The organism is Streptomyces sp. NPDC028331 (assembly GCF_055565775.1).
In genome coordinates this window covers 1-21,916 of record NZ_JBVHTR010000038.1, presented here as the reverse complement: position 1 = coordinate 21,916, position 21,916 = coordinate 1, and the positions used below count along the sequence as shown (strand labels likewise).

26 protein-coding genes and 3 pseudogenes are annotated in these 21,916 nt (G+C 68.1%); 12 read left to right on the top strand and 17 right to left on the bottom strand.

What is annotated here, in order from left to right:
* Positions 1-5: 5 nt before the first annotated feature.
* The 7 genes from ACZ4SW_RS35340 to ACZ4SW_RS35310 all read right to left on the bottom strand — a co-directional run bounded on the left by ACZ4SW_RS35340 (position 6) and on the right by ACZ4SW_RS35310 (position 6,869).
* Positions 6-380: a hypothetical protein gene (locus ACZ4SW_RS35340; protein ID WP_468253182.1), complete on the bottom strand. Its 375-nt coding sequence runs from the start codon at positions 378-380 to the stop codon at positions 6-8.
* Positions 377-1,213, bottom strand: coding sequence for a family 1 encapsulin nanocompartment shell protein (locus ACZ4SW_RS35335; protein WP_468253181.1), 837 nt, complete (start codon positions 1,211-1,213; stop codon positions 377-379). The genes ACZ4SW_RS35340 and ACZ4SW_RS35335 overlap by 4 nt, the downstream gene beginning before the upstream one ends.
* A 19-nt stretch (positions 1,214-1,232) precedes the next feature.
* Positions 1,233-2,312, bottom strand: coding sequence for a Dyp-type peroxidase (locus ACZ4SW_RS35330; RefSeq protein ID WP_468253180.1), 1,080 nt, complete (start codon positions 2,310-2,312; stop codon positions 1,233-1,235).
* Positions 2,313-3,034: 722 nt separating this feature from the next.
* Positions 3,035-3,703 (bottom strand): trimeric intracellular cation channel family protein, encoded by a 669-nt coding sequence (locus ACZ4SW_RS35325; protein WP_468253179.1) that lies wholly within the window; start codon positions 3,701-3,703, stop codon positions 3,035-3,037.
* 117 nt (positions 3,704-3,820) lie between these two features.
* Complete coding sequence (locus tag ACZ4SW_RS35320; RefSeq protein ID WP_468253178.1) at positions 3,821-4,462, bottom strand: NADPH-dependent F420 reductase; 642 nt, start codon at positions 4,460-4,462, stop codon at positions 3,821-3,823.
* A gap of 172 nt (positions 4,463-4,634) precedes the next feature.
* Entirely contained in the window at positions 4,635-5,870 is a 1,236-nt protein-coding gene (locus ACZ4SW_RS35315; RefSeq protein ID WP_468253177.1) for a threonine/serine exporter family protein, read from the bottom strand.
* Positions 5,871-6,554: 684 nt separating this feature from the next.
* Positions 6,555-6,869 carry a hypothetical protein gene (locus ACZ4SW_RS35310; protein WP_468253176.1) on the bottom strand — a complete coding sequence of 105 codons (315 nt, stop codon included), beginning with the start codon at positions 6,867-6,869 and terminating at the stop codon, positions 6,555-6,557.
* A gap of 98 nt (positions 6,870-6,967) precedes the next feature.
* Between ACZ4SW_RS35310 and ACZ4SW_RS35305 the strand changes: the two genes are divergently transcribed.
* From ACZ4SW_RS35305 to ACZ4SW_RS35290, 4 genes and pseudogenes are all read left to right on the top strand, one after another.
* Positions 6,968-7,237: a hypothetical protein gene (locus tag ACZ4SW_RS35305; RefSeq protein ID WP_468253175.1), complete on the top strand. Its 270-nt coding sequence runs from the start codon at positions 6,968-6,970 to the stop codon at positions 7,235-7,237.
* Positions 7,238-7,475: 238 nt separating this feature from the next.
* Complete coding sequence (locus ACZ4SW_RS35300) at positions 7,476-7,628, top strand: hypothetical protein (RefSeq protein WP_468253174.1); 153 nt, start codon at positions 7,476-7,478, stop codon at positions 7,626-7,628.
* A 6-nt stretch (positions 7,629-7,634) separates the two neighbouring features.
* A complete protein-coding gene (locus ACZ4SW_RS35295) occupies positions 7,635-8,324 on the top strand; it encodes an inositol monophosphatase family protein (RefSeq protein ID WP_468253173.1) in 690 nt (229 codons plus the stop codon).
* Positions 8,325-8,508: 184 nt separating this feature from the next.
* Positions 8,509-9,026, top strand: a pseudogene (locus ACZ4SW_RS35290) (transposase); the annotation flags it as partial.
* A gap of 95 nt (positions 9,027-9,121) precedes the next feature.
* Here ACZ4SW_RS35290 and ACZ4SW_RS35285 read toward each other — a convergent pair.
* From ACZ4SW_RS35285 to ACZ4SW_RS35275, 3 genes and pseudogenes are all read right to left on the bottom strand, one after another.
* Positions 9,122-9,454: a pentapeptide repeat-containing protein gene (locus ACZ4SW_RS35285; RefSeq protein WP_468253201.1), complete on the bottom strand. Its 333-nt coding sequence runs from the start codon at positions 9,452-9,454 to the stop codon at positions 9,122-9,124.
* Between the two features lie 6 nt (positions 9,455-9,460).
* Positions 9,461-9,547 (bottom strand): annotated as a pseudogene (locus tag ACZ4SW_RS35280) (pentapeptide repeat-containing protein); the annotation flags it as partial.
* Between the two features lie 101 nt (positions 9,548-9,648).
* Complete coding sequence (locus tag ACZ4SW_RS35275; RefSeq protein ID WP_468253172.1) at positions 9,649-10,023, bottom strand: MerR family transcriptional regulator; 375 nt, start codon at positions 10,021-10,023, stop codon at positions 9,649-9,651.
* Between the two features lie 45 nt (positions 10,024-10,068).
* On the opposite strand from ACZ4SW_RS35275, the gene ACZ4SW_RS35270 reads away from it, so the two are divergent.
* Positions 10,069-10,962 (top strand): NAD(P)H-binding protein, encoded by an 894-nt coding sequence (locus ACZ4SW_RS35270; RefSeq protein ID WP_468253171.1) that lies wholly within the window; start codon positions 10,069-10,071, stop codon positions 10,960-10,962.
* 82 nt (positions 10,963-11,044) lie between these two features.
* On the opposite strand, the gene ACZ4SW_RS35265 is transcribed toward ACZ4SW_RS35270, so the two are convergent.
* The 3 genes from ACZ4SW_RS35265 to ACZ4SW_RS35255 form a co-directional block, all read right to left on the bottom strand.
* Positions 11,045-12,313, bottom strand: a complete 1,269-nt coding sequence (locus ACZ4SW_RS35265; protein WP_468253170.1) for a transposase family protein — start codon at positions 12,311-12,313, stop codon at positions 11,045-11,047.
* 32 nt (positions 12,314-12,345) lie between these two features.
* Entirely contained in the window at positions 12,346-12,783 is a 438-nt protein-coding gene (locus tag ACZ4SW_RS35260; protein WP_468253169.1) for a transposase, read from the bottom strand.
* Between the two features lie 110 nt (positions 12,784-12,893).
* Complete coding sequence (locus ACZ4SW_RS35255) at positions 12,894-13,292, bottom strand: winged helix-turn-helix transcriptional regulator (protein WP_468253168.1); 399 nt, start codon at positions 13,290-13,292, stop codon at positions 12,894-12,896.
* A 77-nt stretch (positions 13,293-13,369) separates the two neighbouring features.
* Between ACZ4SW_RS35255 and ACZ4SW_RS35250 the strand changes: the two genes are divergently transcribed.
* From ACZ4SW_RS35250 to ACZ4SW_RS35235, 4 genes and pseudogenes are all read left to right on the top strand, one after another.
* Positions 13,370-14,326, top strand: a complete 957-nt coding sequence (locus ACZ4SW_RS35250; protein WP_468253167.1) for an NADP-dependent oxidoreductase — start codon at positions 13,370-13,372, stop codon at positions 14,324-14,326.
* A gap of 452 nt (positions 14,327-14,778) precedes the next feature.
* Positions 14,779-15,066: pseudogene (locus tag ACZ4SW_RS35245) on the top strand (pentapeptide repeat-containing protein); the annotation flags it as partial.
* Positions 15,067-15,084: 18 nt separating this feature from the next.
* The gene (locus ACZ4SW_RS35240; RefSeq protein ID WP_468253205.1) at positions 15,085-15,213 is read left to right on the top strand and encodes a hypothetical protein; all 129 of its coding nucleotides are present in this window, start codon (positions 15,085-15,087) and stop codon (positions 15,211-15,213) included.
* A gap of 135 nt (positions 15,214-15,348) precedes the next feature.
* Positions 15,349-15,876, top strand: coding sequence for a hypothetical protein (locus ACZ4SW_RS35235; protein ID WP_468253166.1), 528 nt, complete (start codon positions 15,349-15,351; stop codon positions 15,874-15,876).
* Positions 15,877-15,943: 67 nt separating this feature from the next.
* On the opposite strand, the gene ACZ4SW_RS35230 is transcribed toward ACZ4SW_RS35235, so the two are convergent.
* Together ACZ4SW_RS35230 and ACZ4SW_RS35225 are read right to left on the bottom strand one after the other, a co-directional pair.
* A complete protein-coding gene (locus ACZ4SW_RS35230; RefSeq protein WP_468253165.1) occupies positions 15,944-16,423 on the bottom strand; it encodes a hypothetical protein in 480 nt (159 codons plus the stop codon).
* Between the two features lie 942 nt (positions 16,424-17,365).
* The gene (locus ACZ4SW_RS35225; RefSeq protein WP_468253164.1) at positions 17,366-17,770 is read right to left on the bottom strand and encodes a nuclear transport factor 2 family protein; all 405 of its coding nucleotides are present in this window, start codon (positions 17,768-17,770) and stop codon (positions 17,366-17,368) included.
* A 138-nt stretch (positions 17,771-17,908) separates the two neighbouring features.
* On the opposite strand from ACZ4SW_RS35225, the gene ACZ4SW_RS35220 reads away from it, so the two are divergent.
* A complete protein-coding gene (locus tag ACZ4SW_RS35220; RefSeq protein WP_468253163.1) occupies positions 17,909-18,754 on the top strand; it encodes a MerR family transcriptional regulator in 846 nt (281 codons plus the stop codon).
* A 184-nt stretch (positions 18,755-18,938) separates the two neighbouring features.
* Here ACZ4SW_RS35220 and ACZ4SW_RS35215 read toward each other — a convergent pair whose 3' ends face one another.
* On the bottom strand, positions 18,939-19,382 hold the full coding sequence (locus ACZ4SW_RS35215; RefSeq protein WP_468253162.1) for a PaaI family thioesterase: 444 nt from the start codon (positions 19,380-19,382) through the stop codon (positions 18,939-18,941).
* A gap of 65 nt (positions 19,383-19,447) precedes the next feature.
* Between ACZ4SW_RS35215 and ACZ4SW_RS35210 the strand changes: the two genes are divergently transcribed.
* On the top strand, positions 19,448-19,876 hold the full coding sequence (locus ACZ4SW_RS35210) for a MarR family winged helix-turn-helix transcriptional regulator (RefSeq protein ID WP_468253161.1): 429 nt from the start codon (positions 19,448-19,450) through the stop codon (positions 19,874-19,876).
* A 144-nt stretch (positions 19,877-20,020) separates the two neighbouring features.
* A complete protein-coding gene (locus ACZ4SW_RS35205) occupies positions 20,021-20,914 on the top strand; it encodes a 2-dehydropantoate 2-reductase (protein ID WP_468253160.1) in 894 nt (297 codons plus the stop codon).
* A gap of 178 nt (positions 20,915-21,092) precedes the next feature.
* Here the strand turns inward: ACZ4SW_RS35205 and ACZ4SW_RS35200 are convergent, their stop codons facing one another.
* Positions 21,093-21,680: a histidine phosphatase family protein gene (locus tag ACZ4SW_RS35200; protein ID WP_468253159.1), complete on the bottom strand. Its 588-nt coding sequence runs from the start codon at positions 21,678-21,680 to the stop codon at positions 21,093-21,095.
* Between the last annotated feature and the right edge of the window lie 236 nt (positions 21,681-21,916).

Here is a 21,916-nt window from a genome sequence, read left to right as displayed (position 1 = left end):
TTGGTTCATCCGCCGAGTCCTTGGCCACGCTCCGGCCGCGCCGCATCGATGTCACTCGCGCGGAGAGTGCTGATCGGCGGCTTGGTATACGGCTCGATGCCCCACTGCGTCTGATGTGTCTCGCCGGGCTGCAGGGTGAGGATCCCTTCACCGGAGTTGAACGCGTCCGGCGCGCAGGTCATCGGCTCGACTCCCACCAGGTCGTGGTAGCCGCCAGAGCACACGTCGACCGTCGGGGACAGCGGCGCGGCGTAGCGCAGGTCGGCGGCGACGCCGTCGGCGCGGGCGGTGTTGCGGTCGACAAGCACGATCTCCCGGGAGGTTCCGCCGCGTTCGACCAGGGACAGGGCTGTGGCCGATCCCGCTACGCCTACCCTCATGTCTGTACCTCCGAGCGTTCGGGTGGCCTGGGAGTCTCGGCTTCCACGGCTACGACGGCTTCGCTGGTGTACACCAGGAAGGTCAGCGTCTCCTGGAAGTACAGCCGGATGCTGCGCTCGTCGTGCGACAGGTAGCCGATGGACAGGTCCTGGCCGATGCGCAACTCGAAGTCTCCGCCCCGTTTCGACACCAGGAAGGCGCCGTCGATGGCGGGTGCCCACACGATGTCGCCGTCCAGGACCCGGGCGATGTGCTTGATGACCGGGTAGCCGTAATCGGACGTTTCGCTGACAGCGGTGTACGCCACTGCACTCAGAGCCAGGGCGTAGGGGCCGCCCACACCGGCGAGTCGCAGCGCGGTCAGGGCCTTGCTGAGGGTGTCCGGGTAATCGCGCACCTCAGCCGGCAGTGCCAGAACGGAATTGGACGAACTCTCCCTCAGCCCCGAGATGTCCGCAGCCGCGTACCCCTCGAACACCGCGCGGTCTTCGGCGAAGGCGATCCGCCGAGCGGCGTCCTTGACCGGCTGCCAGTCCGCGTCGTTGGCGCCTCGTGCGACGTCGTCGACCTGCTGCCGATCGACGGTGAACGGCACCCGCAACTCGACCAGCGGCTGGAAACGACGTACGCGAGCGGTGACCCCTTCAGCCGGCGCCTCCACGTCCTGCAGGTGACCGGTCCCCACACCTGCCAGCTCCAGCCCCCCTGGCTCGGGCACGTCGACCATTCGGCGAGCCGCGATGTGCCGCTTGAACGTCCGTCGTGCCTCGTCCTCCAAGCCGGCCCACGCGGCGGCGGAGAGGGGTGCCAGTTCCCGATGCAGATTGTCCATCGCCGGTGCTCGCCTCCTGTCACGTCCTCAGATCGCCGATCCCCAGTGAGCCGTCCGCAGCAGGCAGGCGGACCGTTACAGGCACAGCCTCGATCTCATCCACGCTGCCCATCTCGCCGGCTCCTTCGGTCTCCTCGCTCTCACCCGCGGCCGCCGGCTCGGGAAGGCCTTCGAGAAAGTCGCTGCTGGGCACGTAGTACAGCGATCCGGTGACCGGCGTGGAGAAGTCCAAAATCCGGTCGTGGGGGGCCTGAGGGGCTCCCAGGAACATGCGCTCCAACATCCGCTCTGTCACGGCCGGAGTGCGGGCGTAGCCGATGAAGTACGTACCGAATTCGCCCTGCCCTGCGGCGCCGAAGGGCATGTTGTCGCGCAGGATCTGATGCTTCGCCCCGTCCGGGTCCTCGACCGTGGTCAGCGCCACGTGGGAGTCGGCTGGTTTGACGGTGTCGTCGAGTTCGATGTCGGACAGCTTCCGCCGCCCGATCACCATCTCCTGCGCCTCCACCGGAAGTGCGTTCCAAGCGTGCAGATCGTGCAGGTACTTCTGCACGATCACGTAACTGCCTCCGCTGAACCGGGGGTCCTCGTCACCGATCAACACCGCAGCCCTCGCCGTCGGGCCCGTCGGATTCTCCGTGCCGTCCACGAACCCCAGCAGGTCTCGCACGTCGAAGTACTTGAATCCGTGCACCTCGTCGCGAACGGTGACGACGGCGCGAAGCCGCTCCATGATCTCGGCCGCCAGGGCGAAGCACAGGTCCAGCCGAGCCGCGCGGATGTGGAACAGCAGGTCACCCGGTGTCGAGACCGCCTGGTGCCGCGCACCGACCAGTTCACGGAAACGATGCAGTTCCGCCGGGCGGGGGCCGGCGAACAGCCGATCCCACGCCTCCGAGCCGATGCCCGCGACCACGCTCAGCTTTCCGTCTGGCGTCGCCCGGAAGCCGACCGCCCGCTGCAGCCCATTGAGGTCCGACAACAGCTCCCGTACGACCAACTCACCGCCCGGGTCGATGGTCACTACCAGGAAAATCGCCGCGTTCGTCAGTGGGGACAGCACCGGCTGGGGCACCGGATCCTGGGAGTGTGCGCGCATGACACGCGCCCCTTCCTGACGATCACCGACGAAACCCTGATCCCAAGCGGAGACGCAAGCACCTCACGGGCAGCGGAGCCCCCGCCCCTGGTTGGACGACGGCCTGATCGGCACCCTGGCGCCGAGACCCCGTCGAGTGCCCGCGGGAACGCGCCCTTACTCACCGTATGACGCAACCTCGCGTCACGCCTACCGCACACGATGACGAGCCCTATACAGCCACGGACGGTGACGGTCCGGGACACCACGCGGCCGACAGGCCCGAACGCCGCAGTCGCGGCAGCGTCGGCGCAGAAGACACGGGGATGCAGGATCGGTCCCAGGACGGAATCTGCTCCGGGGAGAGCGGATTGTCGAGGTCCGCAGGCGCTGGGTGGTCGGGCCCGGGGCGACCGAACGGAACACCGCCGACTGGTCACCGTGCGGACCGGCAGGGCATCGGACCGGCGCCGTTGGACAGCACGCCACCTACGCCGGCACCGCCGATCCCCTCATGCACCTGGTAGCCGCAGTTCTTCAGATGCACCGTCACCCGGGTCGCGGTCCGGTGTCGCTGGTGGCCCCGTCATGCAGGCCCTTCTAGAGCTCTTTCAGTTCGGACCGGTTACCTCCGAGTCCTGCCAGCACCGCATGTGCGGATTCCTTGAGAGCCATGCGTGCTCCTCTTCCTCAGTGAGCGATCACCTGCGTTTTTCCTCCGCGGGGTCGGACTGACTGTGGAGTCAGGAATCCTGATCCTGCGATGTTCCCGGTCTCCAGTCGGGGCTGCGTGGGAGTCTCCAGTTCCAGGTGAGGGCGGCCAGCCGTAGTGAAACGCCGATGACGATGCCGACCAGGATGCCGACGGTGGGCGCGCCGAGCCGGCGGCAGAGGACCATGACCCCGCTCACCAGCACGGCGACGGTCGCGTACAAGCGGTTGCCGCCGAAGATGGCGGGGGTGCGGTTCAGCATGATGTCCCGGATGGCACCACCGCCGACTGCTGTGATCGTGCCCAGCAGCACGGCCGACAGCCAGCCCAGACCAACAGCGAGGGTCTTCTGCGCCCCGGCGACCGCCCAGACACTGAGCGCCAGGGCGTCGAGCAGGTTGAAGGGCAGGCCTGTGGTGTGGCGGCTCAGATCGGCCACGAAGGCCAGCATGGTGCCGGCGGCGGCTACGGCGATATAGGTGTAGTCGGTCAGAGCCACAGGGGTGCCGTGCTGCAACAGGGTGTCGCGCACGATCCCGCCGCCCAAGCCCGAGACGATGCCGATGGCCAGGAAGCCGAACAGGTCCAGACGGCGGTCCCGTGCCAGCACGCCGCCGAGCATGCCGTTGACGAACACCCCGCTCAGGTCCAGCGCCCGGGTCACCTCGGCCACGTTCTGCGGGGACAATGAGCCGGCCACGCATCAGCACCTTCCTTCCCCACCGTCGAAGGAGCCCCAGTGGGGACCCGTCTGCCGGATACGCGCGAACGCGTTCGGGGTCCTGGCAGACTTCTGGTTGCGGGGATCGGCCGGCTGTCACGGCAGGATCGCGATGGCGCTGGACCAGTTCAGGCCAAGCCGTTCCTGTGAGGCCATGTGCAGGAACTGGAAGGCTTCCAGCTCGCGCGCCCGGCGCAGCGGTCCCACGTCCAGGGGGCGCAGCCCCGCGGAGGAGACCAGGTCCGTTACGGCCTGTTTTGCCGTGTCATCGTCTGCGGCGATGAAGACGTCCAGTGGCCGGCCGGCCACCTGACCTGTGGTGAGCGGCCCGGCGAAGGTGGTGTTGAAGGCCTTGACCACCCGGCTTTCCGGCGCGGCGGCGGCGATCTGTTCGGCAGCTGAAGTGCCGGGAGGTACGACGAGTGAGTCGAAGGTGGTGAAATCCACCGGGTTGGAGATGTCGACGACGATCCTTCCTGCCAGGGCGCTGTGCCATGCTGCGGCAATGTCGCGTCCGGCCGGATAAGGCACGGCGAGCACCAGGATGTCGGAATCAGCCGTAGCATCGGCTTCCACCGCGGTGACATCCGCTCCGGGGATCGCCTGGACCAACGCGGTGGCCAGGTCTTCTGCCTTGGCCGGCTTGCGATCGTGCAGACGGACGCAGTGCCCGCCTGCCAATGCCCGAGTACCGATACCGCGGGCCATGTTCCCGGCACCGACGATGGTGACGATCATGCGTGGCTCCTCGATGGACGTCACATGCCTTCCACCCTCACACCCCCCGACGGACACTGCCACCGACCGGCCCTCTTCCGGCTGACGCCGCAGGCCAGGCCCGTCCGAGAGAAGCGGCCGTGTAGCCCGTTCGATGAAGGACTGCCGGTGCGCGGGTCGTGGGCCGTCTCGCCTACGTGTCGCCGTCCCTATGGGTGAGCGCTACGCCGACCACCAGGCCAATGGCGAGGGCGGTGACGATCGTGACCAGTTTCAGCAGGTCCTGGAAACCCTCGACATAGCCGCCGGCCAGAGTGGTCAGGCCGCGCATGCCGAGCGAGCCGACGGTGAGTGTGAAGAAGCCGGGCAGCATCAGGACCAGCCGGGGCGGGCGACGTGGCCCGCGCGCGATCAGCGTAGCCGCGGCAGCGAGGACCACTGCGGCGACGAACGTGCCACCCGTCTCCCCGACGAGCTTCGTGAACGCCGACTGCACGCCAACAGTGACGTAGACAAGAAGGAGCAGCAGCCAGAAAAAGCGCAGGGGGATCGCGAAAGCGAGCAGCGTGCCCGCCACGAAGACGATCCAGGCCACGAACAGCGCCCACCGGGGCAGGTCGGAGTGGGCGGCGACATCGAAGAGGGCGTGAGGGGAGGAGCCGGTGAAGAAGACACCGAACAGCACACCGACATACAGCTGGACCAGGAGAAAGGCGGAGTACACGAGCCGGATCGCACCAGTGGTGATCAGACCGGCCGCCAACTCGGCGGTCGCCGCGCTCAAGTAGTCCCCGGGGACGAAGTAGAACAACGCAGGCAGCATCAGCAGCACGGGACCACCGCGCGCAGGGTTGTCGGCGAACAGCTCGATCGTGGCGATGGAGACCACCGTCGACACCATCAGCGGAAGGATCCGGTGCAGCCGGGGCACGCGGTCTGCCGTGACCACGAGAGCCGCGGCGAGCGCGCCCAGCACGGCCGTGGTGGCGACCTCGTACCAGGTGGGCTGCATCGCCGGCGCGAAACCCAACGCGAACAGCACCACGCCGAAGAACTTCAGCCACCACGGGTACGGCGCCGGCGCCGCCTCGATCTCCATGAGCCTGCGGTCGGCCTCCGCGATCCCGATCCGGCCTGCCCGCACATCGGCGAGGAGCGGCTGGAGCGCGACGACTTGGTCGAGACGGAAGACGTCCGGAAAGCCGTGCACGACAACGATGCGGGTGCTGCCGTCCGCTGCAGTGACCGTGAGCGCCGCCGCCTCCGGCACCAGCAACAGGGACGCGACACCGCCGAACGCGCGGGCGCTTCCAGTCACCGCACGCTCGATGCGATGAGCGCCCTCACCCGACGAGCGCAGGAGCAGGCCGGTCAGCCGGGCCAAGAACACCGTGAGGTCGTCGAGATCCGCGACCGCACGCTGCTCCATGCCCGCCTCCTCGCTCCCGGGGCCAGGAGTTACTGATTACACGGACATCTGCCTGTGGGCATCTCGGGCAGCACGACCCCCGTCACCCGAACGGCGGGGTTGAGGGCCGTGCCTTCGACTTCCTGCGCAGTTGACTTGAGAGATGAAGGACGACGGCCGGCCTGCAGGGCGGCTTTCGACGCGCGGCAGTTCTTCGGTTCGACGGCGATGGCTCAGGGATCTGCTGATGGATCTCCTCGAGCAGGGTGCCGGCGCCGACGGCGGTCAACGGGTGATCGTAGGGTGGGAGGCGAGCGCGCCGGTGGTGGCGAAATCAATCCAACTCCACGTGCCCCGCCCCATGCAGTTTCCGGTGCATGGTTCCGAGGGGCGGGCATCGCGCTCACAACGGCATTACGTGCGTGAACACCACCCAGCCCGTCGGCTCTGACCGTCAGGCACGTGTGTCCAGGAACTGATCGGTTCTTGGACGCTGGGAAAACCAATCCTCTGCTACGTTGCTGCGCACTACGCTCACGAAGCATGATCCTGGTGCGGCCGCCCTTCTTCGTTCGTATGGGCTACAACGAGCCCTACGACTACGCTCCCTACGACGGCGTTCCCCGGCACCTTGCCGGGGCTTTGCAGATGTGGGTGCCGCGACACCTCACGCCACGCGACGATGACGCGGCAGTGGAGGTTTGCCTACGCCTCCGAGTCGTGCTGCTTCCTGGTCAGACTGCGTATGACGCACTGGTTGGCGCAGACGGCATGATGCTGCTCGACATAGTCGATGTCATCCTCGGATGGGAGCAGCCCGAAGATGGCGAGTACATAGGTCTCGGAGGCGATCCTGATGGGTACCTCACTCGGATTCTGGACGCTGCGGGATCCGCCTACCGAGTCAATGACGCCGGGAACGGGCTGGAAGAACGCATCGTCCCCGCCGTCCGCGAGATGGTAAGCCAAACGATCGATGCGGCGTCGACCGCCCAGGACTCCGGGTCCGCAGCCGATCATCTGGCGCTCTCCTGCAGGCCGCGTACGGCCTGCATCCGGACCCGGTACGGGCGTACAGCGAGGCCATCAAGGCAGTTGAGTCTGCTGCGCACGCAGTCGTGGAGCCGAACAACAGCCAGGCGACGCTCGGCACTATGTTGCGTGTGATCCGCGATGCCTCGCACAAGTTCACCACCACATTGGGTGGAGGCTCGACTGTCCCGGTCGAGGCGATGATGCGCGCACTGTGGGAAGGACAAACTTCCCGACATGGCGGGCAGGGCGGCACTGTGCCAGAAACCCTGGAAGCCGCCCGCGCCGGCGTCCATGCCGCAGCCGCTCTGGTGCAGTGGTTCACCTCTGGTGCAGTGACCGTCTGCCCTGATTGACCAGCCACGGCACCGACGCCCGACTCCCATCGATGGACAAGCGGCCGCCCGGCGTTGCTATGCGCCGTCCGGAGCAGGGAGCTGGACCCCGCTAGCGCGCGAGACTCAGTGGATGCGCTGACGCGGTGTGTTTGTAAGCACCTCATTGGGCTCCACGACACGGCTCAGAAGTGGCTCACAACGTACGAAGTTGATCTGGCCCCACCCGGCGGTCAGTGAGCCGTGAAAGGCTCGACGGATGGATTACGCGTTCGATGCCCCTCCCGTCGACCGGGAGCTTCTGGATTTTGCTGTTCGCCTGGCCGGTCGCGCCGGGCAGATGTCGACGCAAGGCTTCTTCAGCGATGACTTGCACAGCCGTCTCAAGGAGGACGGCACCGAGGTCACCTAGGTCGACGTGGCAGTTGAAGAGCTGATCAGGAAGGAGCTGAGCCGGCGGGTGCCGGACGACGGGATCTTCGGAGAGGAGGGCGGTTCGACCAGCGGGTTATCAGGACGGCGATGGATCATTGATCCCATCAACGGCACGAAGTACTTCACTCACCGAGTGCCGCTGTTCTCGAACGATCTCGCCTACGAGGACGAGTACGGACCCGCTATCGGTGTGATCAACATGCCGCTGAGTCAGCAGATGATCGTGGCGGGTCGTGGTCTGGGCTGCTGGGTGCTGCCGGGTCCGGACCCGGACCTGCAATCGGGCCGCCGCGCCCAGGTCACGGAACGGACCGGCCTGGGCGGGGCAAGGACGCTGATGCACAACCCGGCCGGTTGGCCGGAGGAACTCCTTTGCGCTCTTCACCGCCGGGTCCTCCTGGTGCCCTCGACCGGCATGATCGTGGCCCTGGTGACGGGCCGAGCCGATGCCGGCGTCATTGCCGGTCCGCCGATGGGCTACGAGGACGTCGCTCCGATGCCGGTCATCGTCACAGAGGCGGGCGGCCGAGTGACCGACCTGGACGGAGCGTCCGTACTGGAAGGCGACATGTCGGTGCTGGTCACCAACGGCCGACTGCACGAGGACTTCCTGCAGTTGGTGAACGGCTTGCCGCACAGCCGCGACTATCGAGCTCTCGACGATGGTGAGTAGCGCGCCGACCAGCGGCGCAGCACGGGCTGGAGAGGCTCGTGCATACGCCGACAGGCAAGTCTGCGACGTGCCCTCTTTGGAGTGAATGCGTCGTCTCGTCCAGCACGGCCGGGGCTGTGGACTGAAGCTCCCCGATGCGCCGCGCGGCAGCGAACAGCCGCCGGTTCCGCTCGCCCTCGACGGCTTGGGCCACGTCGTCGGCCGCTCCCTCGAGGGCTGCGACCGCGTACCGCTCCGCACGGGAGGACGGGGACAGCAGCCGCACGGGCGCCGGCGGTCGCGGCAGCAGTTCGAAGGAGTGATCTGGCGGTTCAGGACCGGCGGGCAGTGGCGGGAGATGGCGCAGCAGTTCGGCGCCTGATCGACCGTCCACAACCGCTTCCGGCAGTGGCGCGACGCGGGCGTCTTTCAGGCCCTACTGGAGGGCCTGATCGCGGCAGCAGCACAGCGGGACATGGTGGACCTGACCCTGGTCAGCGTTTGATTCCACCACCATGCGCTCCCACCATGACGCTGCCGGGATGCACCTGGCCAAGACCTTCTCGCCGCCCTCGAGAAGGCCGTCGCCGAGGACGGGAAGGCCAGGTCAAAAGGGGCGGCATCGAAGAACAAAGCGGTCAGGACACCGAGACCGATGCCGCGCGGAAGGAGCAACGACTCATGCGGCATCGCCACAGGCTGCGGCAGACGGCTGCGCTCCTCAAGATCGATAGGCGGGATGGCAGCGAGTCGCGGCGTCCAATAAGGCTGTTTAACAAGTCTGGCCGTCCGGTAGCCCGCAAGGACCGAATTCTGCGTCATGGGGCTGGGCGCACTTGCGCTGCGATCTCAGGTGGCAGGACGGTGTTGATGTCGATGTCGGCCTGCTGTAGCTGATCAGCGGTCAGCCCTGTGGCATCAGTGAGGTTCGCCCCACGGAGATCGGCGCGGGTGAGGTTCGCCCCATCCAGGTCCGCGTCAGTCAGGTCCGTCCCATCCAGGTTCGCATCAGTCAGGTCCGTCCCATCCAGGTTCGCATCAGTCAGGTTCGCCCCGTTCAGACTTGCGAGGGGCAAGTCCGCTGCAACTAGGCTCGCGCCGGTGAGGTTCGCCTCGGACAACTTGGCGCAGGTCAAGTTTGCCGCCCACAGAATGGCGTTGGTGAGGATCGCCCCCTGCAGGTCGGCATCGGTAAGATCCGCCTGACGCAAGTCAGCGCCTGTGAGGTCCACTTCTTGCAGGTCGGCATCAGTTAGGTGTTGCGGGTCAAGACGTTGATGTCGGCGGTTACTTGCTACTGATCAAGGGCTATGGTCATCGACCGCGAATTCCTCACGTCGGATGATCAAGGGTCCCAGACGAATGTCGCGCAGTCCGCGCACTCCTCGAGGTACCGATGGCGACACTCGACGGTGTGCCGGAGGAAGGTGATCGCTTGCTGTCTGCTGCGGACCTCACTTTCGAGCGCAGCGATCTTCGCGCGCACGACCTCCTGCGCTGCGGACTTCTTCGGGGACATCGCTGCCGTGATCTCTGGCAACGAGAGCCCGACTTGTCGCAGTTTCAGCACGGTTCGTGCCTGCTCCAGGACGTCGTGGTCGTAGAGGCGGTAACCGTTCGCGTCCCGGTGCACCGTGAGTGCTCCGACGTGCTCCCAGTGCCGTAGGACATGGGCCTCGACTCCAAGCTGCGCAGCCGCCTCGCCGATCGTTATCGCCATTCCGCCCTTGCCTTGATGTCGACCTGAACCTTTAGCCTCCCCAGCATGCCTGACAGTTCTCCCACCCCGCCTACTCCTGCTTGCTCCCGATCGGTCCTGGTCACCGGCGCGACGGGCAACCTCGGCCGTGAGCTCATCGCGCGGCTGCATGCGCGCGCAGCAGCTGTGCGGTGCCTCGATCGTCGCCGTGTTGGCCCGCGACCCGGCATCGAGTCGGTGCGCGGTGACCTGACCGACGCCGACTCCGTCCGTGCGGCACTCGACGACATCGACACCGTCTTCCTCATATGGCCGCTGCTCGACACCGCCTCCGCCGAGCCTCTGATCGCAGAACTCGCCGCAGCAGCACCGCGCGTCGTCTACCTCTCCTCGACTGCGATTGATGACGCCTCATTTCGCCAAAGCGACCCGATTGTGCAGGTACACGCGGACATGGAACGCCGACTCCGTGATGCTGGCCTGCATCTCACCGTGCTGCGCAGCGACACGCTGGCGTCCAACACCCGGGGCTGGGCGGCACAGCTGCGCGCAGGCGACGTGGTCAGAGGTCCGAACATAGCGCGCACAGCAGTCGTGGACGAGGGTGATGTCGCGGCCGCAGCCGCGGAGGTGCTCCTTCGACGCCAGGACGATTCGGATCGCACCCCCTACCTGCTGACCGGGCCCGAGCCGCTCAGCAGGGCCGACCAGGTCGGAATCCTCGGTGCCGCCCTCGGACGAAAGTTGCGTTTCGAGCCGGTCCCCGTGGATATCGCGCGCGCACGAATGCTCGCGGACGGCCGTCCCGAACAATTGGTCGATGCCCTCATCACGGCGTCAACGCGGCGACCCGAATCACGCCTTGTCACCGATGATGTCGAGCGCCTGACCGGTAGGCCGGCCCGCCCCTTTGCGCAGTGGGCTATCGACCACAGCACCGAGTTCGGCCCGCGGCCATGACCACACACATCAGTCAGTCTCTAATACTCCAGCCGTAGATCGTGATCTTGCTTGCGGGGACCACTGCCTCCATGAGTTCCTGTTAGTACCAAAGAGTGAGCCCGACTGCGCCGACTCCTGTGCGCGCCGCGTAACGCAGCACCCGAAGCGGGCCGTCGATCAGCTCGTCGATGTTGCAGTTCGGGTCGTCCGCCATCTCATCTAGCCACAGCCGGATCCGGGTGGCCACGTGGGCCCGACGCAGAGGGTGAAGGACGAGTACTTGCTCGGCCGCGGGGAGCGCGGCCCGTACTTGGGCGGCATCGAACAGGAACTGCCCGCAGCAGCCTGGGAATCGGAGTGTCGTGTCGCGGCCGAGCCCCCACATGAGCGCCGCCGCGCCGTCACCCCTGGGTACGGCAGCACAGAACATGCCTGCGCTCTCCTGCTGCGGGACCGCGTGAAGCAGGTAGTCCTGGAACTCTTCCACCTCGGTCTCGTCGTTCCGGACTCTGTAGACCGCGTCGGCAAAGCGCACGATTTCGTCAATGCGCGACGACCGCTCGGGTGTCCCGTCGAGCAATTCCGCGGGCTCGAGAGGCTCGCACCACGGAATCATGTCGGCGGACGACGCCGACCACGCGCCGTGGGCGCCTGCCGCGTCGGGGAATCGGCGACGCGCTTCCTCAATGGGATTGTCCGCCACTACGCCGACCACCCAGACCCCCATCACGCCCATCCGCGCTCCTTCACATCCACGTCGCTCAAGATTGGCGATGGGGAAAGCTAGTGCCGTGACCGGGAAGGTTACTGTCGGAGGGCATGGCGCTGGTAGTGGCTGCTGCGCGCATGGGCCTGATGTCGTCGGCGCCAGCGACCAGCTGAGTCGGTGCGCCAGGCTGCGGGGATGTGGTGCACAGAATGCGGCGAAGAGGCGTTGGATCTCGCCGCAGGTCAGCGGGGCGAGCCCCGGTGTGGTCGCGGCGGTCCGTTCGATCGCGGCCGTGACCACGAGGAAGGCGTGCGCGAGCATGGCCAGCGTGGTCCAGCGATGCCAGGAGGTCCAGCGGCGGACCTGATGCTCGTCCAGCCCGGTCAGGCCCTTCGCGGACTGGAAGGTCTCCTCCACGGTCCAGCGACGCCCGGCCACCTTGACCAGCGTGCTCAGTGGAACGAGGCCAGCCGAGTAGCAACGGTGGAAGGCGAGTTCACCGGCGCGCCGACTGCGTCGTATGAGCAACGACCGGTGGCCCGTGCTGCCCGACGGGCTGACGATCTCGACCTGGGCCCAGTCGTAGAAGCGGTGACCTTTGGCGCCGTCTCCGGCCGAGAGCCGCTGCCAGGCCTTCTTCGGGAGACAGTGAGCCGGCATGCCCGCCGTGAAGGCGCCGGCGCGGGTCGGGATCAGTCGCCTGCGTGAGACGGCGAGGACATAGCCGATCCGACGGCACTCCAGCTCGGCCTCAGGTAAGGGTCGCCGCCGTAGACCTCGTCGCCGGTGACCCATGCGGCAGTGACGCCGGCGTCCAGGGCCTGGGCGATCATCTCGGTGGCCAGTGCGGGCTTGGTGGCGAACCCCGTGCTGTCCGGGATGCCCGCCGCCCGGCACCGGTCGGGGTCCTGAGTCCAGGAGCGTGGGATGTAGAGGCGCCGGTCGATGGCAGCGTGCCCGACCGGGGTGGAGTAGACGAGGTAGACGGCCACCTGGGCGTTTTCGATTCGCCCCGCGGTCCAGGTGTACTGGCGCTGCACCCCGACGCTCGCAGTGCCCTTCTTCAGATCGGCCGCAGCCCACCGTCCGCCAACAAAGGCGCTGTACGGCAGCCTGACGGGCCAACGCACCGCGCCCCGCCCAGAGAAACCCGGGCGGGGCGAAAACGCGTGTGACTGAGCGCTTCAGTTGGCGAGTTGAGCGTTGAACCGTCGGCGTACATGAACGTGCCGCCGGGCCGTCAGCCCTGGGCGTCGTAGGCGACGCGGGCGGCGCGCACCTCGTCCATGTGTTCCTCCGCCCAGCCTTTGATCGCGCACATGACCGGCAGCAGCGAGCGGCCGAGCGCGGTCAGTTCGTATTCGACGCGGACCGGGACGGCGGGGATCACAGTCCGAGACACCAGCCCGTCGCGTTCCAGACGTCGCAAAGTCTGCGTGAGCATTTTCTGGCTCACGCTCGCCAGCCTGCGTTGCAGGTCGGTGTACCGCTGTGGCCCGTCGGCAAGCGCGTTGACGGCGAGGCTGACCCACTTGTCGGCGATGCGGTCCAGCAGCTGCCGGGCGGGGCATTCGGCGAGGTAGGCGTCGTAGGAGATGCGCGCCTCGGCTCGACGCTGGGCAGCGGTGCGGGTGGGCATGGCTCTCCTTCCGGTGCCGTAGGCACCTCGAGGTGCGTACTTCCCAATGGAGAGTAGCACTCTCTACGGTATGCAACATGATTGCTGAAGAGCAGATGAGGGCGGTGGTCGCCCGCGGTTACGGCGGATCCGAGGTGCTCGAGTTGGTGACGGTTCCGCTGCCGGAACCCGGCCCCGGGCAGGTACGGATCCGCGTCGAGGCCGCTACCGTCAATCCCGTCGACCTGGTCACCCGTTCCGGCGCGCTCGTCGAAGCCGGGTTGATGGCCGCCCGCGAGCACACGGGCATCGGCTGGGACGTCGCGGGCGTGGTCGACCGGCTCGGAGCGGGAGTGACGGCGTTCACGCCGGGCCAGCGGGTGATCGGGCTGCGCGACCTGCTCGATGTATCGCTGGGCGCCTACTCCGAATACCTGGCCCTGGACGCCGCGGCAGTCGCACCCGCTCCGCCCGGTGCCTCTGCTGTGGCCGCGGCGACGCTGCCGTTGAACGGTCTCACCGCCCTCCAGGCCCTCGACCTGCTCGATCTCGTTGCGGGCGACACCGTGCTGGTGACCGGGGCGGCTGGAGCGGTTGGTGGCTTCGCCGTCGAACTGGCGGCGCGGCGCGGCCTGCGCGTCATCGCCCAGGCCGGCGCCGCCGATGAAGAGTTCGTTCGCGGTCTCGGCGCCGATTGGATCGTCGGCCGTGACGCCTCCGACCTCGCGTCCGATGTCCGGCGCCTGGTGCCGGGCGGCGTCGACGGCGCGCTCGACACGGCAGGACTCGGAATTCGCGCCCTGGCCGCCGTCCGCACCAGGGGCGCCTACGTCACGGTGGTCGGCGGTTCGGCCCCGCTCCCGTTGCGCGGCATCCGGGTCCACCAGCAGTGGATCAGTTCTGATGGTGCGGCCTTGGCTGAGCTCGCCGCCATGGATCTGACGCTGCGGGTTGCCGACGTCCTCCCGCTTGAGCGCGCGGCTGAGGCTCACGATCGCCTCGCGGCGGGCGGTATACGCGGCCGACTGGTGCTGGTTCCTTCCGAAGGATCCTGAGTCGAGCCGGCGGCGGACTCCTGGACGCTGCTGAAACCAACGCCTGCTGCACGGCGCGGTCGAGGCCGTCTCCAACGGTGCCCATCGGGTCCTTCCGTTCGTGATCGTTTCTGTGGGCTCTCCTGAACGAGAGGCGCCGTAAGCCGCTCTGAGCCCCGAACACACCCCGCCTTGCGGGGATGGAAGCCCAGGACGGGGCGAAAACGCGGGAGACGGCCGTACAGCCGCGTTACCGGGTTGCGTAGCCGATCTGCTGGTCGGCCCAGAAGCCCTGTTCCGGGATCAGGCCCGCCGCCTGCACCCGCGGAAAACGGTAGACGGCAAAACTACGTCAGCGGGCCGTGTGGCCGTACCATTCCCGGACCAGCCTGGACCTGTGTGATCGGCCGACGGGCGGCGACCTGTCGGAAATCCGGGCGACGGCCACCGACCCGGCTGACACCCTGGCGCACATGACCACGTCACCGACCGCGAGACAACGACTTGCCGCACTTCACCGCCATGCGGCCGTGAACCGTGAGGACTTCACCGGCCAGAACCTTGCTTCCACCCACATCCCACGGCTGCGGTTCACCCACTGCTCGTTCATCGGGGCAGACCTACGCCACGCCACTCTGGACGGGTGCTGGTTCAAGTTCTGTGATCTCAGTGGCGCAGACCTGCGTGGGGCTTCACTGCGTGAGGTCAGCCTGGTCGGATGCGATCTACGGGGTGCTGACCTGCGCGACACCGATCTGACCGGCGCTAGGCTCGGAAGCGTGAACACCGGTATGCCCCCGCTCGGGCTGACCGACGTCACCGGGGCCCGGTTCGGCGGAGCGACCCTGCGCAATGTCCAAGCGGAAGGCGTCATCGGCTGGCCACCTCTGCACTACGGGAACGAGTAGAGCCTGCCAGGCGGCGCGTCGATCTCACCCACCAGGCTGAGGTTGAGCACCAGCCCTCGCCAACCGAAGCACCTAGCGACACGACGCAAGATCACGATCTACAGCTGGAGTACTAGCCTGAAAGGCAAGCCACCCATGGCGGTCCTCGCCGAATACAACTGCAAGGCCACCCCCGGCCGCCGCGTCGTGGAGGTCTACGACGCGGATGCCTACCTCGGCGACGACGACGCCATGAAAGCCGCCCGCACACAGGTGGTAGCCGGCAACGGCTACCACCTGTACCTGCGCAGCCTCCAACCCGACATCGACGTCGAGGTCACCATCCGCATCTGGGACACCCCACCCACCCCACCAGCCGACGCCGAAGGCCACATCGGCATCAGTCTCGAATCCGAGACCGGCATCCTCGTCATCAACCAGCTCAGTCTCGGCCCCGGAGGCGAAATGCCCCTGCCCCGCCCCGGCGTCTACGAAGGCCACGCCTGGTGGGCCAACCGCCAAGCCTCGGCTGACTACTACAACACCACCCTCGCCCAACTCACCGACGACTCCCCCGACGGCTGGCTCACCCAAGCATGGAACAACTGCCCCGTCACCGAACGCTACGTCCTCGACCTCGCCTACACCCGCGAACCCGAACCCATCGACGACGAGGACCTCTGACCCGCCGCCGCCACGCGGCATGTGTTTGCAACCCTTCTCGGCCAGTTGGGCTCGGTTGTGCGTCGGCTCAGCGGCGACCGCTTGCTGCCTGCTGAGAGTCGTTGTACAGATCGAAGCTCGCGTCGGCCAGGTCGGGGGGGGCGGCCAGTTCTATGTTTCTGCGGTCGGCGGCGTAGCCGATCAAGCCGAGGAGGCGGCGCACGATGTCGCCCTCTTGATGCCGGTGCTGATAGCCGGGATCGTATAGGCCGTCGTCAACCGGGGGCGGCGGGGTCCTGCGATAGCGTTCGTCCTCGGCGACACAATCCTGCAGGGCCGTAGGCCACACGAGGGGCTCCCGCGAAGGTTTCTGCGGTGGCGCCTCCTTGCGATGGCGGATGGCGTGCGGGCGGTGCGCCTGCTGATCGTCCTCGCGCACCGGGTGCTGCCTCTCGGCATCGTCGCGGTGGGCGTAGCGGTCCATCGTGGCGCGGGCTCGGTCGGCCGTTGCGGTGAAGGCGTCTCCGAGGTGGCGCAGCCGCTCGGCTGTGAGGTCGAGGGCTTCCACGTCGGTGCGGGATTCCCGCAGGGCCGCAGCGCCGTCAGGTCCACCGCCCCCTGTCGGCCGGTCTCCGGCTCTTGGTCGTCGTGCTCGGGGTCGGCTACCGAGCGCGCGAGCAGCTGCTCGGGCATCGCCGCCTGCTGGTGCCGGGCGACGTCGTACGCCCGGCCGCGCGTGGCGACGGTGGAGCGCAGCTTCTCGCGGACCGCAGCGCCGGCGAGGACGGCCCGTTCGTACTGCAACGGCACGCGGGGTATCTCCCACTCGCCCGGCCCCAGGTCCGGAGGCCGGGGCGCGGCGGGTGTGCTCGGGTCGGCTGGTGGCTGCCGGTTGGGGACGGTGGTGGGTGGGCGCCGACGGTCGGAGGTGAGGTCGGCCAGTGACCAGCGCGCGGTGTAGAGGCGGTAGGCGGGCAGCAGGCCGCGCAGTGTCTTCGGTTCGCTGATGTCCAGGCAGTACGTGGCGAGGGCAGCGTCCACGATGTGCTCGTCCAGGCCCGGCTCACGGCGGCGGCCGCGCAGGAGGAGAGCGAGGCGACGGCGGCTTCGGCGAGCAGGTGCCGGCGGTGGAACCAGCCACCGTCGTTCATCACGAACACCGTCGCGGCGACATCGACGGCCGCCAGGGCGACATCGACCACAGCCGCGACCCGGGCCCGGATGGCCGCCGCTGCGGCACGGGCCTACTCGAGGAGGCAGTTGATGACGTCGGCGGCCACCCCCGAGGCGCGGATCGCGCTCTCCTTCCACTCCTCACTCAGCTTGGCGAGGGGCCGGGCCTTCTGCTTCGGCGGGCGCGTCATCTTCGCGGCGACCCGGTTCAACTCGGCGCGGGCCCCGCCTTGCGGCCGAGGGCCCCGGCCCGGCGCGCGGCCGCGGGCTTCTTCCCGGCGGCGAGCTGGTCGGTCTCGATCCGGTCGGCGTGCGGGTGCCGGCCCTCGGACAGGCCCTATGCCCCGGGCAGCGGCTGGACGGTCAGGTGGTAGTCCTGCAGGATCCGGCCGTCTTCGTCCAGCACGAGGAAGACCCGGGCGGCCCAGGCCACCTCATCGGCCTGCGGGCCCTTGGCATGCGTCAGCTGGATGGTGAACATGACGACGTCGTCGTGAACGGTGACGTGGTTGTCGTCGGTGACGTGGTAGTCGCCGGTGGCGACAAACAGGCCGTGCGCCTCCGCGACCCGGTCGACCAGCCCGGCGCGGCCGCGGAACTGGGCGCCTTCGACGAACTCGACGCCGTCCGGAACCCACAGCTCGGAGACGGCGCGCTCGCGTGCGGCCGGGTCCGGCTCGCTCCACGCGGCGACGTAGCGCTGCACGATCCGGTCGACGTCGATGGCGGTGGTCTGCGACACGGTGGGTCAACTCCCTCGTTCGGTGCGTGATTGGCCGGGTTCCGGCCGTGGGCACCACGCTCCCGGCGGACGTCGCAGGAGAGTCAAGGCAACAGTGCGGCCGAACTCTCCCCCTGCGGGAGGCCGCACAATCGACGGGTGACCAGCTACCTGTCGATCGGGGACTTCTCCCGCGCCACCCACATGAGCGTCAAGACCCTGCGCCACTACCACGAGATCGGTCTGCTGGAACCGGCCGACGTCGATCCGCAAACCGGCTACCGGCGCTACTCGGCCGAGCAGATCCCCACCGCCCAGGTCGTGCGCCGCTTCCGTGACCTCGGAATGCCCCTGGAGGAGATCCGGACCGTCCTGGCCACCTCCGACGTGGCCACCCGCAACCGGCACATCAACGCCCACCTGAACCGGCTGGAGGAAGAACTGGGTCGCACCCAGCGCGCGGTGACGGCACTGCGCGACCTCCTGTCTCCGCCAGTCGCCGCGGACTCGCCCGCGATCGAGCTGCGCAGCGTCGGCGCCGTCCAGACCGCGGCGATCACGGCGACGGTCGAGGCCCAGGATGTCGGAGCCTGGTTCCAGGGCGCCCTCGGTGAGCTGTTCGCGACCGCGGCGGGCCAGGAGCTGAGGGAGACCGGCCACGCCGGCGGCGTGTACGCGGACGAGCTGTTCACCCTGCACCGTGGGCAGGCCACCGTCTTCGTCCCCTGCGACGGCCCCGTCCGCCCGGTCGGCCGGGTCACACCGCTGCTGGTCCCGGCGGTGGAGCTCGCCGTGCTCGAGCACTGCGGGCCGCCCTCCGAGGTCGACCGCGCCTACGGCACGCTGGCCGCCTACGTCGCGCGCCACGCGCTCGCGGTGGCCGGCCCGATCCGTGAGTACTACCTGGTCGGCCAGCGCCACACCTCAGACAGCGCACTGTGGCGGACCGAAGTGTGCTGGCCGGTCTTCCGCACCGCCGTCGGCGCCCCGCAGACAGCATGCTGAGCTCGTGCGCGGACACTCAGGTGCTGCCACTTCTCGGCAACACTTTCCGGATCAAGACGCAGGATCCGCTCTCGGAAGCCGCCGATAACTGCTCTCGGTCCTGACCTGCGCGGCTTGCTGGACGGGTTACCGCCGAACAACGGTGAAGCCTCCAAGGCAGCGTTGGCCGTTGGGTCATCAATGCCTAGTCGGCGGAATCCGGCAGGACGGTTTCAGCAACGGCGATAGTGCCCTGGGCGATCGCGCAGAGCGTCTGGGCCCCATCGGAGTTCATCATGAAAAGGTCGCATCGGCAGACAACCCGAGTGCGGCCGGGGCGCACGACCCGGGCATGGGCCCGGAGTGCCTCGCCCTGGGCGGGACGTAGGTAGTCGATGGTGTAGCCGGCGGTGAGCAGCCCAGGGCCGGCGACCGTACCGGCAGCGAAAGTGAGCGCATTGTCGGCGGCGTAGCTGAGGACACCGCCGTGGACGAAGCCGTTCTGCTGGCGCAATTCGTCGCGGACGTCCAGCTCCAGGACGGCGGCGCCGTCTCCGAAAGCCGTCAGCCGGGCGCCGAGGTAGATGCTGAAGGGCTGTGAGGCCAGCACCTTCCGGGCGAGTGCCAGATTCGGGGTGTATGCGTTCACCACAACCTCACTTCACTAGTGGACTGAGCATCGCGTCGCACGGCAGGCCCTGTCGAGATCGGACCATGCCGCCTGAGCCTGACCCACGCCTGTTCTTCCTCCTGCAGCGGGCCGCACACACCCTGCGTCTGGCCGCGGACCGCCGCTGCCTGGCCGCCGCCGGGGTCACCACCGCCCAACTCGGTGCCCTGTTCGCCGTGCGAGACCAGCCGGGCCTGACCCAGCAGGGACTCGCCCGCGCCCTCGGCCTGCGCCAGTCCGCGGTGACGCCGCTGGTCGGCCGGCTCACCGCTGCCGGGCTCGTGGCCAAGAGTGCCCACCCCCAGGAGCACCGTGCCGTCGTACTGCAGCTGACGCACACGGGCGCGGCGGCACTGCGCAACGCCGGTCCAGAAATCGACCGGTTCAACGCGGAAATGCGCGATCTCCTCGGCGACGACGGCTTCACCCATGCCGCGGCCGCGCTGCACAAGCTCGCCCACTGGCACGCCTAGCCACATCGGGGATCGTGCATCTGGAGTTGCGTCGGATCGAAAGCACGTAGGCGAACGTTCGCGTCGCGGTGCGCACCACTGTGGCTCTCCCCCTGTGCGGCGGCGTCCTTCGAATCGATCTTGGTGCGGATAGGCTCGGTGGACATGGCAAGGGTTGCGGTAGTGGGTGTGGGAGCGGTGGGCGGCGTTGTGGCCGCGGGGCTGATGGCGACCGGCCGGGCGGAGGTGACCGCTTGCGTGCGAGCGCCGCTGGGCGGGTTGCGCATCGTATGGCCCGACGGGTCGGCTCTGGAGGCGTCTGTTCCTGAGGTCTCCGACCCCGCCGAGATATCGGCGGTGGAGTGGGGGGTGCTGGCGACCAAGGCCTATCAGACGGCCGCAGCGGGGCCGTGGCTCAGCCGACTGTGCGGTGCGGGCACCCGGGTCGTGGTGCTGCAGAACGGGGTGGAGCACCGTGAGCGCGTGGCGCCGCTGGTCGGCGCCGCCCGCGTCCTTCCGGCCGTGGTGGAGATCTCGGCCGAGTCGCAGCGCCGCGGCCACGTCCGGCTGTTCGGCCGGCCGCGGCTCACCGTCCCTGGTGGCGATGACGGAGCCGACTTCGCGGCCCTGTGTCAGGGCAGCGGCATAGAGGTCACCTCAACCTGCGACTTTGTCACCGCTGCTTGGGCGAAACTGTGCCTGAACGCGGCGAACGGTGCCATTACCGCCCTGACAATGCAACGCATGCCGGTCTTCGCCAGTCCGCGCATCGCCCAGTTGGGACGCGCGCTGGTGGAGGAGGCGCGGCAGGTCGCCGCCGCGTCGGGCGCACGCCTTCCCGAGGACCTGGCCGACCAGGTCATCGCCCGGTTGCGAGCCATGCCGCCCGAGTCCGGTAGCAGCATGCTCTGGGACCGCCTCGCAGGTCGTGAGATGGAGTACGACGCCCGCAACGGCGCGGTGGTGCGCGCGGGTGCCCGACTGGGCATCCCCACCCCCTACAACGAGACTGTCACCGCGCTGCTGGAAGCCGTGAGCACACCAGGGAACGCTTCATAGCATCACCTTGTCGTGACGCTTTCCACGCAGACGGGGATAAGGCCGAGCCGACCAGAAGCGTGGCGCGCACCCTGCCCGCAGAGATCGCACCCCGCCCGCTGACGCCGCTGGTTTCCACGGTGGTCGCTGCGTTCAGCGACAAGGTACTCACGGCAGGCGTGATGCGGCGGGCTGCCATCTACGGCACGTTCCAGGCGGAGATGAACGGTTGCCCATCCTCAGTGGCCAGGAAACTCAGAGTTCCGGGATGTGGGTGGCCCAGCAGTCGGCTGGCCGACGCGTCCAGGCCCAGCCACCGCACGGCGAGCACGCGCGCTAGATGACCGTGAGCGACCACGGCGACGTCGCCGTCCTTCAGCAGCGGCCGGATCCGGTCCAGCACCGCGTCCGTGCGCGCGGCCACCTGCTCGAGCCGCTCACCGGGGTGGTCAACGTCGCCGGGAATGACACCGTCCCGCCACAGATCCCAGCCCGGCCGCCCCTCGCGGATCTGCGCTGCGGTCAGGCCCTCATAACCGCCGTAATCCCACTCCACCAGATCGGGATCGGGCCTGACACCGGCCAATCCCGCCAGCTCGGCCGTCCGCATGGCCCTGCTCAGCGGACTACTGAACACGCCGACCAGCGGGCGTAGGGCCAACCTCGAAGCGAGCGCCTTGGCCGATGCCTCACCCGCGTCAGTCAGCGGAACGTCAGTGCGCCCCGCGTGCTGGCCCGACAGGCTCCACTCGGTCTGGCCGTGCCTGATCAATATCAGCTCACCCATGAGCGAGCACGCTATCTGATCACGGGACACGGTGGGCCCGATTGCCCGTCTTCGCTCCCCGCCATCTACCGCCACCAACCGGCCAAATGAGATGGCCTGTTAGTGAGCGTTTGGTTCTGGTATTGAACGGTTTATGGGGGCTTTCAGGAGCCAGGTCGAGCGCTCAACGAAGCGATTCGCCGGAAAACGCCGCCTCTGCGGCAATCAGCAGGGCAGCAATGCGCCGGGTTCCTTCC